Raw genomic sequence first — 14020 nt, 5'->3', positions numbered from 1 at the left:
ATGTACTCCCCCTTGGGTGGGCCGGGCGGGCAGGATCTTCGGCCTCGGCCACAGCAAGCACTTCCCGTCACGCGGCACGAGTAACCACAACACCCCGGCGTACAGGTCCATACCCCTGTGGCTTTGGTCACATGCCTGCTGCAGGTGCCGCTTCCGGTGAGACGGTACTGGGCCTCGAGCGCCCCGAGCCAATAAGTTTGCGGCCATGAGCGCAATGGAGGAGCTGGACCGCCAGATCGTGGAGCTGCTCGTGCGGGACGGCCGCATGAGCTACACGGACCTGGGCAAGGCCACGGGACTGTCCACGTCGGCGGTCCATCAGCGAGTACGCCGCCTGGAACAGCGCGGGGTCATCCGCGGCTACGCCGCCGTCGTCGACCCCGAGGCCGTCGGGCTGCCCCTGACGGCCTTCATCTCGGTCAAGCCCTTCGACCCGAGCGACCCCGACGACATCGCCGAGCGGCTCGCGGGCGTGCCCGAGATCGAGGCCTGCCACAGCGTCGCCGGCGACGAGAACTACATCCTCAAGGTCCGCGTCGCCACCCCGCTGGAGCTGGAGGACCTCCTGGGCCGGCTGCGAGCCCTCGCCCACGTGTCCACCCGTACGACCGTCGTCCTGTCCACCCCGTACGAGGCCAGACCCCCGAAGATCTGACCCGCCCCCAGGGGGGAGACTGGTCCCCATGACCGAGCACACCCCCCAGCACGACCCCCACCCGGCCACCGCCGGAGCGTCCGACCAGCCGCCGCAGCGCACCGTCCTGCTGCGGGGCGGCGACGTCCACAGCCCCGCCGACCCCTTCGCCACCGCGATGGTCGTCGAGCGCGGGCACATCGCCTGGGTCGGTTCCGAGGGCGCCGCGGACGCCTTCGCCCAGGGCGTGGACGAGGTGGTCGACCTCGACGGCGCGCTCGTGACGCCCGCGTTCACCGACGCCCACGTGCACGCCACCTCCGCCGGACTCGCCCTGACCGGACTGGACCTCACCGGCGCCCAGACCCTCGCGGACGCCCTGGCACTCGTACGCGCCCACGCCGAACGGCGGCCCGGCGACCGGGTGCTGCTCGGACACGGCTGGGACGCCGCCCGCTGGCCCGAACGGCGCGCCCCGCGCCGGGACGAGCTGGACGAGGCCGCCGGCGGCCGCCCCCTCTACCTGAGCCGGATCGACGTCCACTCCGCCGTGGTCACCACCGCCCTCCTCGACCTGGTCCGCGGCATCCGCGACGAGGACGGCTTCCACGAGAGCGAACCGCTGACCCGCGCCGCCCACCACGCCGTACGCGCGGCCGCCTTCGCCGCCGTGACCCCGGCCCAGCGCGAGGAGGCCCAGCGGGCCGCGCTGCGCCGTGCCGCCTCGCTCGGCATCGGGGCCCTGCACGAGTGCGGCGGGCCGGACATCTCCTCCGCCGAGGACTTCACCGCCCTGCTGGAGCTCGCCCGGCACGAGCCCGGCCCGCGGGTCTTCGGCTACTGGGCGGACCGCGACCTGGACCTCGCCCGCGAGCTCGGGGCGGTCGGGGCCGGCGGCGACCTCTTCGTCGACGGCGCCCTCGGTTCCCACACCGCCTGCCTGCACGCCCCGTACCAGGACGCCCCGCACACCGGCACCGCGTACCTGACGGCCGGGGACGTCGCCGCGCACGTCGCCGCCTGCACCGAGGCGGGACTCCAGGCCGGCTTCCACGCCATCGGCGACGCCGCGGTCGGCGCCGTGGTCGAGGGGGTCCGGGCGGCCGCCGAGAAGGTCGGCCTCGCCCGGATCCGGGCCGCCCGGCACCGCGTCGAGCACGCGGAGATGATGACGCCGCAGACCATCGCCGCCTTCGCCGAGCTGGGCCTGACCGCCTCCGTCCAGCCCGCCTTCGACGCCGCCTGGGGCGGCGCGGACGGCATGTACGCCGACCGGCTGGGCGCCGACCGGGCCGCGACGCTCAACCCGTACGCCGCCCTGCTCAAGGCCGGCGTGCCGCTGGCCTTCGGCTCCGACGCGCCGGTCACCCCGCTGGACCCCTGGGGCACCGTCCGGGCCGCCGCCTTCCACCGCACGCCCGAGCACCGCATCTCCGTCCGGGCCGCCTTCACCGCCCACACGCGCGGCGGCTGGCGGGCCCTGGGACGGGACGACGCGGGCGTCCTGGTGCCCGGCGCACCGGCCGACTACGCCGTCTGGCAGACCTCGGAGCTGGTCGTCCAGGCCCCCGACGACCGGGTGCAGCGCTGGTCCACGGACCCGCGGTCCGGCACGCCCGGCCTGCCCGACCTGACCCCCGGCGTCGACCTGCCCGTGTGCCTGGCGACGGTGGTCGGCGGGCGGGAGGTATTCGTACGCCCACAGGGGTGATCCGGCGCCCATCGGTTCGGTGCGGGCGACCGGACCCGGATAGGTTCGGCCGGGTCCACCGACAGGACGCCCGCACCGCAGTGGTCCGTTCCGCCCGAGCTCCCGTGCCTCGGGGGCGGCGGAAGGTTTCGCCGGTGGGGGCACCCGCGGCCGCGGCCGGGGGAGGGTGGTCCCGCGTCGGGGCCCGGCGGTCCAGTAGACAACGGCCTGGGCGCCCCGCAGCCAGCGGGACCCCGGCCGGCCCGAAGGACCGCGGGCCCCGAGCCGCTGCCGGGGCGTCGGAGAAGGCGTCATGAAACGCGTCATGAAACGCGTCATAAAATCAGGGCGGCCGATGGGCCGACCATCGGGCTGCCCGACCACCGGGCCCGCACCGTCCTGCCCCGGCACCACCTGCCGGCACCAGCCTGCCGGCAACGGCCTGCTCCGGGCAGGACGCGACGAAGGGGATCCATTGAGCAACGGCGGTGAGCGGACCCGAGGCCCGCTCGGCACGGTCCTGGTGATCATTCCGACCTACAACGAGGCGGAGAACATCGGGCCGATCGTCGCCCGCGTACGGAAGTCGGTCCCCGAGGCCCACGTCCTGGTCGCCGACGACAACAGCCCCGACGGCACCGGCAAGCTCGCGGACGAGCTGGCCGCCGCCGACGACCACGTGCACGTCCTGCACCGCACGGGCAAGGAGGGCCTCGGCGCCGCCTACCTGGCCGGCTTCGCGTGGGGCCTGGAGCGCGGCCACGGCGTGCTGGTGGAGATGGACGCCGACGGCTCGCACCAGCCCGAGGAGCTCCCGCGGCTGCTGACCGCGCTGGCCGGCGCGGACCTGGTGCTGGGCTCCCGCTGGGTGCCGGGCGGCCGGGTGGTGAACTGGCCCAAGTCCCGCGAGTTCCTCTCGCGCGGCGGCTCCACGTACTCCCGGCTGATGCTGGGCGTGCCGATCCGCGACGTCACCGGCGGCTACCGGGCCTTCCGCCGCGAGACGCTGGAGGGCCTGGGCCTGTCCGAGGTGGCCTCGGCGGGTTACTGCTTCCAGGTCGACCTGGCCCGGCGGGCGGTCGCGAAGGGCTTCCGCGTGGTGGAGGTGCCGATCACCTTCGTCGAGCGCGAGTTCGGCGACAGCAAGATGAGCCGCGACATCGTGGTCGAGGCGCTGTGGCGGGTGACCCAGTGGGGCCTGTCCGCCCGCGCGGCCCGGCTCACGGGCCGCCGCGGCGCCTGAGACCCGCGCGGGGCGGTCGCCTCCTCGCCCCCCTCGCCCCCTCCCCCCTTAGGGGATGCCCGGTACCAACGGCTGAAGCCGCTTTTACGCTGGTCCAGGCACACTGGGGGGTATGACGACCGGCGTTCCCACCCCGACGGCCCCCCGGCGGCGTTCGCCCGCCCGTACGCTGCTCCCGCTCGCGATCGCGGCCTGGCTGATCCTGGAGATCTGGCTGCTCAGCCTGCTCGCGAGCGAGGCCGGCGCGCTGGCGGTGGTCGCGGTGCTGCTGGGCGGCATCGTGCTCGGCGGTGTCGTGATCAAGCGCGCCGGGCGGCGGGCCTTCTCCGGCATGGCACGCAACTTCCAGGAGGCCCAGGCGGGCCGGATGCCGTCCGCCCCGCAGCCCGGCAAGGGCTCCGGCAACGGCCTGACCATGCTGGCCGGGCTGCTGCTGATGATGCCGGGCCTGATCTCGGACCTGGCCGGGCTGCTGCTGCTCCTGCCGCCGGTCCGCTCCTGGGTCGGCCGCCGTACCCAGCGGGTGCTGGAGCGCAGGATCGCCAAGGCCGCCCCCGGCTCCTTCGGCGACGCCTTCCAGCAGGCGCGCATCCACTACCCCGACGGCAAGGTGGTCCCCGGCGAGGTCGTCCGCGAGGACCGGCCCGGGCAGCCGGGCGGCCCGGCCGACGACACGGGCCACCGCCCGCCGCTGACGCCCTGACGCCCTGACGCCCTGACGGCCGGCCCCGGCACCGCCGGGGCCGGCGACACCACAGCACACAGCACAGCACACAGCACAACACACAGCACAGCCGAGGGGCCCCGCCACACGATGTGTGAGGGGGCCCCTCGGCTGTGCTGCTTGCGGTGTCCGCAGTGTCAGGCGTCAGGCTCAGGCTGACTTCCGGCTGTCCCGCGGGTGCACGGCGATGTTCATGGCGCCGGACCGAAGGACGGCCAGCCTCTCGGCCAGCACCTCCTCCAGCTCCTCGCGGGTGCGCCGCTCCATGAGCATGTCCCAGTGCGTTCGCGCGGGCTTGGCCTTCTTCTCCTCGGGCCCATCGCCGTCCACCAGGAGTGCCTGGGCGCCACACGCCTTGCACTCCCACTCCGGCGGAATCTCCGCCTCAACCGAGAACGGCATCTCAAATCGATGTCCGTTCTGGCATGCGTACTCCACCGCCTGGCGCGGGGCCAGATCGATGCCGCGGTCCGTCTCGTAGCTGGTCACCACGAGGCGCGTGCCGCGGAGAGCTCGCTCACTCATGAATCGTGCCTCCCGGGCTTGTCGCCCACAGGACAGGTGTCGCTGTCGTCGTCATCCGGTCAACGTCCGGTCGGCGGTATAGATTCCCGCTCCGGGTGATGCGTCGCCCGTCGTGCCGCCCCTTGTTGTACCCACCAATGCCCGTTTTGTCACATCTGGCAGCAGATGTCACCCAACGTCTTCACTTCTTCACCACGCAGTAACGGTCCGCCTGGCAGGCCAAAGGCGTACACTACCGGCCCTTTGCTTCAACGTCTAAATCCGTTCAGGGACCGGATTCCCAGCGGCCTCCACCGCCCGCCTCACAGGCACCCGTGCGAGCAGGACGAATCCCACTGCGAAGAAGACCACGAGCGAGATGATCGCGTCCCGGTAGCTGCCGGTCAGCTGGTACCCGAGTCCGAACACCAGCGGTCCCAGCCAGCTCAGCCCTCGGTCGCTCATCTCGTACGCGGCGAAGTACTCCGCCTCCTTGCCGTGCGGTATCAGATGCGAGTACAGCGAGCGGGACAGCGCCTGGCTGCCGCCGAGGACCAGGCCGATCGCCCCCGCGAGGCAGAAGAACGCCACCGGCGCCCCGGCAGGCAGGAAGTAGCCGGCCGCCAGGATCAGCGTCCACACCGCCAGCGACCCCAGGATCGTGCGCTTCGCGCCGTAGGTCCGCGCGAGCCGGCCCATGCCGAGCGCGCCCGCGACCGCGAGAACCTGGACCAGCAGCACCGCGGTGATCAGCGTCGACTGCTCCAGGCCCAGCTCCTCGGAGCCGTAGATGGACGCCTGTGAGATCACCGTCTGGATGCCGTCGTTGTAGATCAGGTACGCCACCAGGAACGACAGCGTCAGCGGATGCCGCCGCATGTCCTTCAGCGTCGCGATCAGCTGCCGCCAGCCACCGTCGACCGTGTGGCCCTTCCCGCCGGATGCACCCGACGTGCCCGGCTCCGCCTGCCGGTCGCGCAGCCGGCGCAGTGGTACGAGCGCGAACAGGCCCCACCACAGTCCGGCCGAGGCCAGACAGATCCGCACCGCGGCGCCCTCGGTCAGCCCGAAGGACTCGTGCCCGGAGTAGAGGACCAGGTTCAGGACCAGGACCAGCGCGCCCGACGTGTAGCCGAACGCCCAGCCGCGCGAGGACACCGCGTCCCGCTCCTCGGGCGCGGCGATCTGCGGCAGATAGGCGTTGTACAGCGCCATCGCCACAGCGAACGCGGCGTTGGCGACGATGAGCAGGAACGCGCCGAGCAGATAGCGGTCGCCCTCCAGGAAGAACATGCCCGTCGTCGCCGCCGCGCCCAGATAGGCGGAGAACGCGAACAGCGGCTTCTTGCGGCCGGTGCGGTCCGCCGTCGCGGACGCCAGCGGCATGGCGAACACCGCGACCACGAGCGAGGCCGACACCGCGTACGCGAAGAGCGAGCCGGCCCGCACGGGTATCCCGAGCGGATGCACGAACCCCTCCGTGTCCGCCGCCGCCTTGGCCACCGCGGTCAGGTACGGGCCGAGGAACACCGTCAGCACGCTCGTCGAGTACACCGAGCACGCGAAGTCGTAGAAGTACCAGCCCCGCTGCTCCCGTCTGCGCGAAGCTGTCGCGGCTCCCGCGGCTCCCGCGGCTCCCGCGGCTCTCGCGGCTCTCGCGGCTCCCGCGGCTCTCGCGGACTCGTCGTCCGACCCGGCTTCCGCCCCGTCGGTTGTCTGTGCACTCACCGGTGCCCCCTCGCTGGTGCCCGTAGCGGCCCGGCCGCGGGCCCCGCGCGGGTGCCCGGACGAGCGCGGCAGCGCCCTACGCCCAGGCCCCGCGCCGGTCCAGCACCGTGCGCAAGATGTCGATCCGGTCGGTCATGATGCCATCGACACCCAGGTCGAGCAGAGCCTCCATACGTTCCGGTTCGTTCACGGTCCACACGTGCACCTGCAGACCCCGCTCGTGCGCGGTCCGCACGAAGCGGCGGTCGACCACGCGGATGCCCGCCTGCGCCTCCGGCACCTGGGCCGCGACCGCGCCCACACGCAGCGCGGCCGGGATCGCGTACGACCGCAGCCGCAGCCCCACCACGCCCCGCATCCCGTACGAGGTGGCCAGCCGCGGCCCGGCGATCCGCTGCGCGCGCGCCACCCGGCTCTCGGAGAACGAGCCCACGCACACCCGGTCCCAGAGCCCGGCCCGGGCGATCAGGTTCACCAGCGGGTGCAGCGCCGACTCGGACTTGATGTCGATGTTCCAGCGGGCCTCCGGGAACTCCTCCAGCAGCTCCTCGAACAGCGGCAGCGGCTCGGTGCCGGCCACCCGGGCCTCGCGGACCCGGCTCCACGGCAGGTCCGCGATCCGCCCCTGGCCGTCGGTGACCCGGTCCAGGGTCGGGTCGTGGAAGGCCACCAGCTTGCCGTCGAGCGTGGCGTGGACATCGGTCTCGAAGTAGCGGTACCCCGCCTGCGCAGCCCGCCGGAAGGCGGCGACGGTGTTCTCCAGCCCGTCCGCCGCGCCGCCACGGTGGGCGAACGGGATGGGGGCCGGGTGGTCCAGGTAGGGGTGCCTCAGGCGTACGTGCGTCACGGCGGCAGTATCCCTCCTCATTGGCCCTTCCCGGGTACCCCCTCACCGCTCCGTCGTGGGTCCCCCTCCGTCGTGGGTCCCCCCCGTCATGGGTCTCCCTCCGTCCCGGGTCCGCCTCCGTCCCGGATCCGTCTCCGTCCCGGGTCCCCCTCCGCGTCGTCCTCTCCCGGATCCCCTCTCGTCTCCTCCCGGCCGCCGCGCCGCCCCCTCCCGGCCGCCGCGCCGCCCCCCTCTGGTCCCGGCCGGGGGCCACATGACACCCTGGGGCACGTCAAACCGATCCAATGCCGGCCCCCTCCGGGTCCGGCCGGGGCCAATTCGACGAAGGTGGACCGGACAGATGGCTCAGTGGACCTCCGCCGTCGGCGCGGCGCAGCTCGCCCGGCTCATCGGCTCCCAGCAGCCGCGTACCGCCGCGCCCGGCGCCCGTAAGCCGCCCGCCTACCGGACCCTCGCCGACGGCATCCGCCTGCTGGTCCTGGAAGGGCGCATCCCCGTGGCCGCCCGGCTGCCCGCCGAGCGGGAGCTGGCCGTCGCGCTGGGGCTCAGCCGCACCACCGTCGCCGCCGCCTACGAGGCCCTGCGCACCGAGGGCTTCCTGGAGTCGCGGCGCGGCGCCGGCAGCTGGACCTCCGTACCGGCGGGCAACCCGCTGCCCGCGCGCGGCCTGGAGCCCCTGCCGCCCGAGGCGCTCGGCTCCATGATCGACCTCGGCTGCGCGGCCCTGCCGGCCCCCGAGCCCTGGCTGACCAAGGCCGTCCAGGGCGCCCTGGAGGAGCTCTCGCCGTACGCGCACACCCACGGCGACTACCCCGCGGGCCTGCCCGCGCTGCGCCGGATGCTCGCCGACCGCTACTCCGCCCGCGGCATCCCGACCATGCCCGAGCAGATCATGGTGACCACGGGCGCGATGGGCGCCATCGACGCCATCTGCAGCCTCTTCGCGGGACGCGGCGAGCGGATCGCCGTCGAGTCCCCGTCCTACGCCAACATCCTCCAGCTCATGCGCGCCGCCGACGTCCGGCTGGTGCCCGTGGCGATGGGCGACGGGCTGGCCGGGTGGGACCTGCCGGCCTGGCGACAGGTGCTGCGGGACGCCGCCCCGCGGCTGGCGTACGTCGTCGCCGACTTCCACAACCCGACCGGGGCGCTCGCCTCCGAGGAGCAGCGGCGGGCGATGGTGGAGGCCGCGCGGTCGGCCGGCACCGTCCTGGTGGTCGACGAGACCATGGCCGAGCTGCGGCTGGAGGACGACCTGGAGATGCCGCGCCCGGTCTGCTCCTTCGACCCGGCCGGCAGCAGCGTGATCACCGTCGGCTCGGCCAGCAAGGCCTTCTGGGCGGGCATGCGGATCGGCTGGGTCCGCGCCGCCCCCGACGTGATCCGCAGTCTGGTCGCCGCCCGTGCCTACGCCGACCTCGGCACGCCGGTCCTGGAGCAGCTCGCGGTGAACTGGCTGATGCGCACCGGCGGCTGGGAGGAAGCGGTGGCGATGCGCCGGGCCCAGGCCCGGGGCAACCGGGACGCGCTGGTGGCCGCGGTGCGCCGGGAGCTGCCCGACTGGGAGTTCGAGGTCCCGCTGGGCGGCCTGACCCTGTGGGCCCGGGCCGGCGGACTGTCCGGCTCGCGGCTGGCGGAGGTCGGCGAACGGGTCGGCGTACGGGTGCCGTCCGGGCCGCGGTTCGGGGTGGACGGGGCCTTCGAGGGCTATGTCCGGCTGCCGTTCACCGTCGGCGGGCCGGTGGCCGACGAAGCCGCCGCCCGGCTGGCCGCCGCGGCCCGGCTGGTGGGCACGGGCGCGGGCGGCGGCTCGGAACCGCCGCGGACGTTCGTGGCCTGAGCGGACGTTCGTGGCCTGAGGCGGGCTGGGGCCGGCGTGTGAGGCCGGCCCGGTTCACGGTGCCTCGGACACCTCGGGGATCTCCGCGGCGTCGACGGCCGAGCCCTGGGCCGGGGGCTGGGACGCGAGCGGCTTGGTCCGCGGGACGGGGTCCAGCAAGGGGTGGCCCGGGGCCGGCGCCGGCCCGTGCCGTTCGGGCAGCAGGTCCAGCACGGCCTGGCGCGCCTCCGGGCCGGCCGCCTCGTCGTACGGATCCGGCGTGGCGGGCACCTGGAGCCGGAAGACCGGGCCCGTGCCGAGCCGGGCGTACCCGCGTCCGGGCGGGACCTGGGCGGTGGGCGTGGTGTTCGGCGGCACGCCCAGTACGTCGGCGATCTGCTGGACCCCGGCCGGTCCGAGGACCGCCCGGGCCCGGGTGTGCGCCCAGACCACGTCGTGCAGCAGCTCCAGGTGGTCGAAGTGCTCCGCCACGGCCACGGTCAGCTGCACGGTCCGGCCGTGGCGCAGTGGTACCTGGAGCAGGGCGAGCGGGTCGTCGATCCCCTCGGCCGCCGCGAGGTACCCGAGCACGCCGGGCCGGTCCAGCAGGATCCACAGCGGCCGCCGGGCGTCCTCGGGCGCCGGCAGGCCCGCCTCACGGGCCCGCCGGGTGGCGATCAGCCGCCGTTCGGTCTCGCCCGCTGCCCATTCCAGCGCCGCGGCGGCGCCCGCCGGGCCGCACTCCACGGCCAGGACACCGCGGCGCCCGGACAGGCAGGCGTACTCGCCGCTGCTGCCGCCCTCGACGACGAGCACCTCGGCGCCGCTGCGCAGGGCCTGGAGGGCGAGGGAGCGCAGCAGCGTGGAGGTGCCGCTGCCGGGCTGGCCGACGGCGAGCAGGTGCGGCTCGGTCGAGTGGGGGCCCGTACGCCAGATCACCGGGGGCACGTCGAGGGGCCGGCCGTCGTGCAGGACCGGCAGGGTGCGCTGCACGCCGTGCACTCCGTCGGCGTCGGCGTCGGTGAAGCCGAGCACGGTCTCGCCGGGGCCGGTGACGAACGGCTGGGCGGCGATGCCGGCCGGCAGGGGCGCCAGGACCCGCATGTCGAGCTGGTTGCCCTCCTCGTCCCAGTCGAAGAGGTACTCCCGGCCGCGGCCGGACTTGGCGTGCAGAAGCGCCTCGATCCGGGCCCGGGAGGCGGCCTCGCCGTCGGTGAAGTAGGCCGGGTAGCGGATGTGCAGGCGCGTGATGCGCCCCGCCTCGTCGAAGGCGAAGTCGCTGAAGGCCTTGTCCCACTCACCGCCGTGGGCGAAGAGGGGGCTCGGGTCCTCCGGGACGGAGAAGTACGGCACGAGGGCTTCGTAGAGGGAGCCGAGCCGCGCGGCCTCGGCCTCGCCGGGACCGGCCGGCTCGGTCGTGCGGTCGCGCCCGGCCCAGGCGGCGGCCGCACCGAGGGTGAGCAGGCCCAGCAGCGGCCCGTACGGGACGAGGGCGATCACGAGGACGCAGGCCGCGGCGAGGAACAGTGCGGGACCGCGCTTGTCCGGCGGGGTCGCGGCCCACTTCCGGCGGCCGGCGACCGCCAGGACCCGCAGGCCCCGTCCGATCACGAGGAGGGGATGGAGGACGTCCGTGGCGTTGTCGGCGGCCGTGCGCGCGAGGTCGCGGCCCCGGGCCAGCGATGCGCTGCCGCTGGTGAGGATGCGGGGAAGTGGGCGCCGGGCCACGGGCGTCTCCTGGAGTTGTGGGTGGAGCAGGGAAGCGTCGTTGGAGCGGGGGCGGGGGGCGGGGGGCGGGGGCGGGGCGGCCGGGGTCAGAGCTTGATGCCGCCGAGCAGGCCGGCGAGGCTGGCCGTACTGGCCGTGATGCTCGGCGCGATCGCGGAGCCCGCGAGGAAGAAGCCGAAGAGGGCGCAGACGAAGGCGTGGGTCAGCTTCATCCCGTCCTTCTTGAAGAAGAGGAAGGCGATGATGCCGAGCAGGACGACGCCTGAGATGGACAGGACCATGGGAGTTTCTCCTGGGTTCTGGGGTTCTCCTGGTGGGTGGGGACAATCACCATCAGTTGTTCCAGGCTCACAGGAAGTATCAATGCGACAAAAGGTGCATACGGGTGAATGTTTTGTGATTTCACTGCACCGGCCCCCTTCAGGTGGCGCGTCGGCCCACAGGTGATCCTTGCTCGACCTCTGCTTCGATCGCTGCCGCGATCCTTGCCTCGGCCCCTGCCTTGATCATTGGCTCGGCCTGGCCCCGCCATGTGGGGTTACGGGCAGTACTCTGTCGAATCACCCGTACGGAGTGTGAGAGGAGAGGTACACGCGATGACCGAGAGCCACCAGGGTGGGCCGGAAGGTGGGGCTGACGTTCCCGACGAGGACGTCATCGAGCTGGCCACCAAGATCTTCGACCTCGCCCGGCAGGGGGAGACCGCGATGCTCACCGCGTACCTCGATGCGGGCGTCCCGGCGAACCTCACCAACGACCGCGGCGACACCCTCGTGATGCTCGCCGCCTACCACGGCCACCCCGAGACCGTCACGGCCCTCCTCGGGCACGGCGCCGAGGCCGACCGGGCCAACGACCGCGGTCAGACCCCGCTCGCCGGCGCCGTCTTCAAGGGCGAGGAGGCCGTCATCCGCGCCCTGCTGGCCGGGGGTGCCGACCCGCACGCGGGCACGCCGTCCGCGGTCGACACCGCGCGCATGTTCGGCAAGACCGACCTGCTGGAGCTCTTCGGGGAGTAGCGGGTGGCGTACGGGCTGCGTGCGGGTGCGGGTGCGGGCTGCAGTACGGGCTTCCTGGCGGAGCCTGGCAGTCCACTTAGCCCCCTGTGATCGCCCCGGCCCAGGTCCCGGGTAGGTCACGGCGACCGTAAATGTGGTCGCGGCGCACAAACCGGCTGGGTCATCATGGCGTCGGATCCGGAGAAAGCCCCGAGGTACGGGGTATGAACCCCGAAGGTCGGGGTACGGGGGAGACTCCGGTCACCGACGAAAGAGAGAAGGCAATGGTCTACATCGAGCGGAACATGACGGCGGACGTCCTCACATGCTGTTACGCGGCTCTGTGAATCCCGATTCCCGGTTGCGTCCCCAGCTTGATTTGAGGCCATTCCCATGTTCGAACCAGTCATAGCGCCAAGCGGTACCCTGCTCGGACTCCTCCAGCGGGGCCGTGGCGACGGCACGCTCCACGCGCTCGCCGCGCCGCGCGCCGAGGCCCTCGCGGCGCTCAACCACTGCGTGCTGCACGATCCGCGGCAGGACTGGCAGGTCGAGAACCGCTCGCTGTACTACGCCAGGCTCTACCTGGACCTCGACGGCCCGCTCACCGACATCGAGGCCCACCTCCTCGGCCCCGACGACCTCGTCGACGAGGAAGAGGGCCGCACCGGCCTGGCCCTGTCCGTGCTCGGCCACCTCGCCTCGTACGGCCGCGACGACGCGCTCATGCTGCTGCGCCGCTACGCCGCCGTGGGCGCGAACTGGGCCTGGGCCCTGGACGAGCTCGCCCTGCGCGACGACGACGAGGGCCTGCGCGGGCTGGCCGCCGCCGTGCTCGACCGGTTCCCCGCCGACCCCGAGGGCGAGGCGCGGCTGGCCGCCGCCGTACGCGACGCCTACGAGCCGCGCCCGTGGTTCCTGTGGGAGGAGCTGCCCGAGTTCGGCGACCGCTTGCGCGCCGCGCGCCAGCAGGGCTCCTTCGACCGCTGGCAGCGCCAGCTGACGCCGTCCGGGCCCCGCCCGGGCTGGGGCGTGGCCGCCGTCTTCGCCTGGGCGGAGGACGGGCTGCGCCGCGGCACCCCGCTGCACGTGCCGGCCGCCCGATGTCTGGCCGCCGTCGCGACCCCCGAGGACCGTGCGGAGATCTTCGCCGCGGCGGCGGGCGCGGCCGGCGAGGCCGCCCGCGCCACCGCCCTGCACCATCTGGTCCTGGCCGAGCCGGAGAACCCGGCGGTGCTCGACCTGATCGAGGCCGCGTCGGTGGGGGCGGGCGAGGCGGGCGGGGCGGGCGAGGCGGGCGACGAGGCCGCCGTGGCGGCCGTGGCCGCGTACGAGCGGATGTGCGGGCCCGGCGCGGTCGCGCGGGCCCGGGTGTGGGTGCACAGCCACCGCCAGGACGCCCTCGGCACGGCCGCCGCCTCGCTGCTGGCAGGCCGGGGCGGCCCCGAGGACGCCCCGCTCGTCCTGGCCGCCCTGCGCGACACCGTCCGTACGGCGGGTCCCGACGCGACGGCCCTCTTCGCCCTGGTCGACGGCGCAGGCCGGCTCTCCGTCGCCTGCGCGGCGCCCGTGCTCCGGCACGTCTACCGCGAGACCTCCTCGTCGCACCTGCGCGGCCGCGCGGCCAGCGCCCTGGCGCGCACGGACCCGACCTTCGCCGCGGGCTTCGCGGTGGAGTGCCTGTGGGACTGCGAGGAGACCACCCGCGAGCTCGCCGCCCGCCACGCCGAAACGGCCGACGCCCGGGTCACCCCCCGGCTGCGCCGCCTGGCGTCGGACCCGGCGGAGGAGGAGGACGTGCAGTCGGCGGTACGGAGCCGGATCGCGCCTGAGTCGGCGGTTTAGGGCGGGGGACAAGCCGAGGGGCTCGTTTCCTGCCGGACCTGGTCGCCTGGTCGCCTGGTCGGAGGGGCGCCGGTGCCTGCCCGGCAGTCCATGGTCCGTGCGGGTCGGGGCGCCCTGTCAAGGGCGCTCCCTTCGGTCGCGTCGCTGCGCGATGCAATGCCGCGTAGTTAGGGGGTGTTTGGTGTTGTGGAGGGGGTTGGTGGTGGCTGGGTGAGGGAGTAGAGGGCTTGGCCTGTGCGGTGGAGGAAGCCGAGTCGGGC

General features: G+C 74.0%; 12 protein-coding genes. 7 read left to right on the top strand and 5 right to left on the bottom strand.

What is annotated here, in order from left to right:
- Positions 1 to 214 precede the first annotated feature (214 nt).
- From GPJ59_RS06665 to fxsA, 4 genes are all read left to right on the top strand, one after another.
- On the top strand, positions 215 to 655 hold the full coding sequence (locus GPJ59_RS06665; protein ID WP_219665526.1) for an Lrp/AsnC family transcriptional regulator: 441 nt from the start codon (positions 215 to 217) through the stop codon (positions 653 to 655).
- Positions 656 to 683: 28 nt separating this feature from the next.
- Complete coding sequence (locus GPJ59_RS06660; RefSeq protein ID WP_219665514.1) at positions 684 to 2345, top strand: amidohydrolase; 1662 nt, start codon at positions 684 to 686, stop codon at positions 2343 to 2345.
- 454 nt (positions 2346 to 2799) lie between these two features.
- The gene (locus tag GPJ59_RS06655; RefSeq protein WP_258023971.1) at positions 2800 to 3567 is read left to right on the top strand and encodes a polyprenol monophosphomannose synthase; all 768 of its coding nucleotides are present in this window, start codon (positions 2800 to 2802) and stop codon (positions 3565 to 3567) included.
- Between the two features lie 112 nt (positions 3568 to 3679).
- The gene (gene fxsA / locus GPJ59_RS06650; protein ID WP_219665512.1) at positions 3680 to 4270 is read left to right on the top strand and encodes an FxsA family membrane protein; all 591 of its coding nucleotides are present in this window, start codon (positions 3680 to 3682) and stop codon (positions 4268 to 4270) included.
- 171 nt (positions 4271 to 4441) lie between these two features.
- On the opposite strand, the gene GPJ59_RS06645 is transcribed toward fxsA, so the two are convergent.
- The 3 genes from GPJ59_RS06645 to GPJ59_RS06635 all read right to left on the bottom strand — a co-directional run bounded on the left by GPJ59_RS06645 (position 4442) and on the right by GPJ59_RS06635 (position 7391).
- On the bottom strand, positions 4442 to 4816 hold the full coding sequence (locus GPJ59_RS06645; protein WP_219665511.1) for an RNA polymerase-binding protein RbpA: 375 nt from the start codon (positions 4814 to 4816) through the stop codon (positions 4442 to 4444).
- Between the two features lie 255 nt (positions 4817 to 5071).
- Positions 5072 to 6523 (bottom strand): MFS transporter, encoded by a 1452-nt coding sequence (locus GPJ59_RS06640; RefSeq protein ID WP_219665510.1) that lies wholly within the window; start codon positions 6521 to 6523, stop codon positions 5072 to 5074.
- 76 nt (positions 6524 to 6599) lie between these two features.
- Complete coding sequence (locus tag GPJ59_RS06635) at positions 6600 to 7391, bottom strand: glycerophosphodiester phosphodiesterase (RefSeq protein WP_219665509.1); 792 nt, start codon at positions 7389 to 7391, stop codon at positions 6600 to 6602.
- A 319-nt stretch (positions 7392 to 7710) separates the two neighbouring features.
- Between GPJ59_RS06635 and GPJ59_RS06630 the strand changes: the two genes are divergently transcribed.
- Entirely contained in the window at positions 7711 to 9210 is a 1500-nt protein-coding gene (locus GPJ59_RS06630) for an SCO1417 family MocR-like transcription factor (protein ID WP_219665508.1), read from the top strand.
- Positions 9211 to 9264: 54 nt separating this feature from the next.
- On the opposite strand, the gene GPJ59_RS06625 is transcribed toward GPJ59_RS06630, so the two are convergent.
- Both GPJ59_RS06625 and GPJ59_RS06620 read right to left on the bottom strand, forming a co-directional pair.
- Positions 9265 to 10917, bottom strand: a complete 1653-nt coding sequence (locus GPJ59_RS06625) for a hypothetical protein (protein ID WP_219665507.1) — start codon at positions 10915 to 10917, stop codon at positions 9265 to 9267.
- An 86-nt stretch (positions 10918 to 11003) separates the two neighbouring features.
- Positions 11004 to 11198 (bottom strand): hypothetical protein, encoded by a 195-nt coding sequence (locus tag GPJ59_RS06620; protein WP_219665506.1) that lies wholly within the window; start codon positions 11196 to 11198, stop codon positions 11004 to 11006.
- Between the two features lie 315 nt (positions 11199 to 11513).
- On the opposite strand from GPJ59_RS06620, the gene GPJ59_RS06615 reads away from it, so the two are divergent.
- Positions 11514 to 11936 carry an ankyrin repeat domain-containing protein gene (locus GPJ59_RS06615; RefSeq protein ID WP_219665505.1) on the top strand — a complete coding sequence of 141 codons (423 nt, stop codon included), beginning with the start codon at positions 11514 to 11516 and terminating at the stop codon, positions 11934 to 11936.
- A 372-nt stretch (positions 11937 to 12308) separates the two neighbouring features.
- Positions 12309 to 13760 carry a HEAT repeat domain-containing protein gene (locus GPJ59_RS06610; protein WP_219665504.1) on the top strand — a complete coding sequence of 484 codons (1452 nt, stop codon included), beginning with the start codon at positions 12309 to 12311 and terminating at the stop codon, positions 13758 to 13760.
- Positions 13761 to 14020: the final 260 nt, after the last annotated feature.

It is taken from the genome of Streptomyces bambusae (assembly GCF_019400985.1).
GTDB classification, from domain to species: domain Bacteria; phylum Actinomycetota; class Actinomycetes; order Streptomycetales; family Streptomycetaceae; genus Streptomyces; species Streptomyces bambusae_A.
Note: the sequence above shows the minus strand (reverse complement) of the source record. Positions and strands in the feature narration are given on the sequence as shown.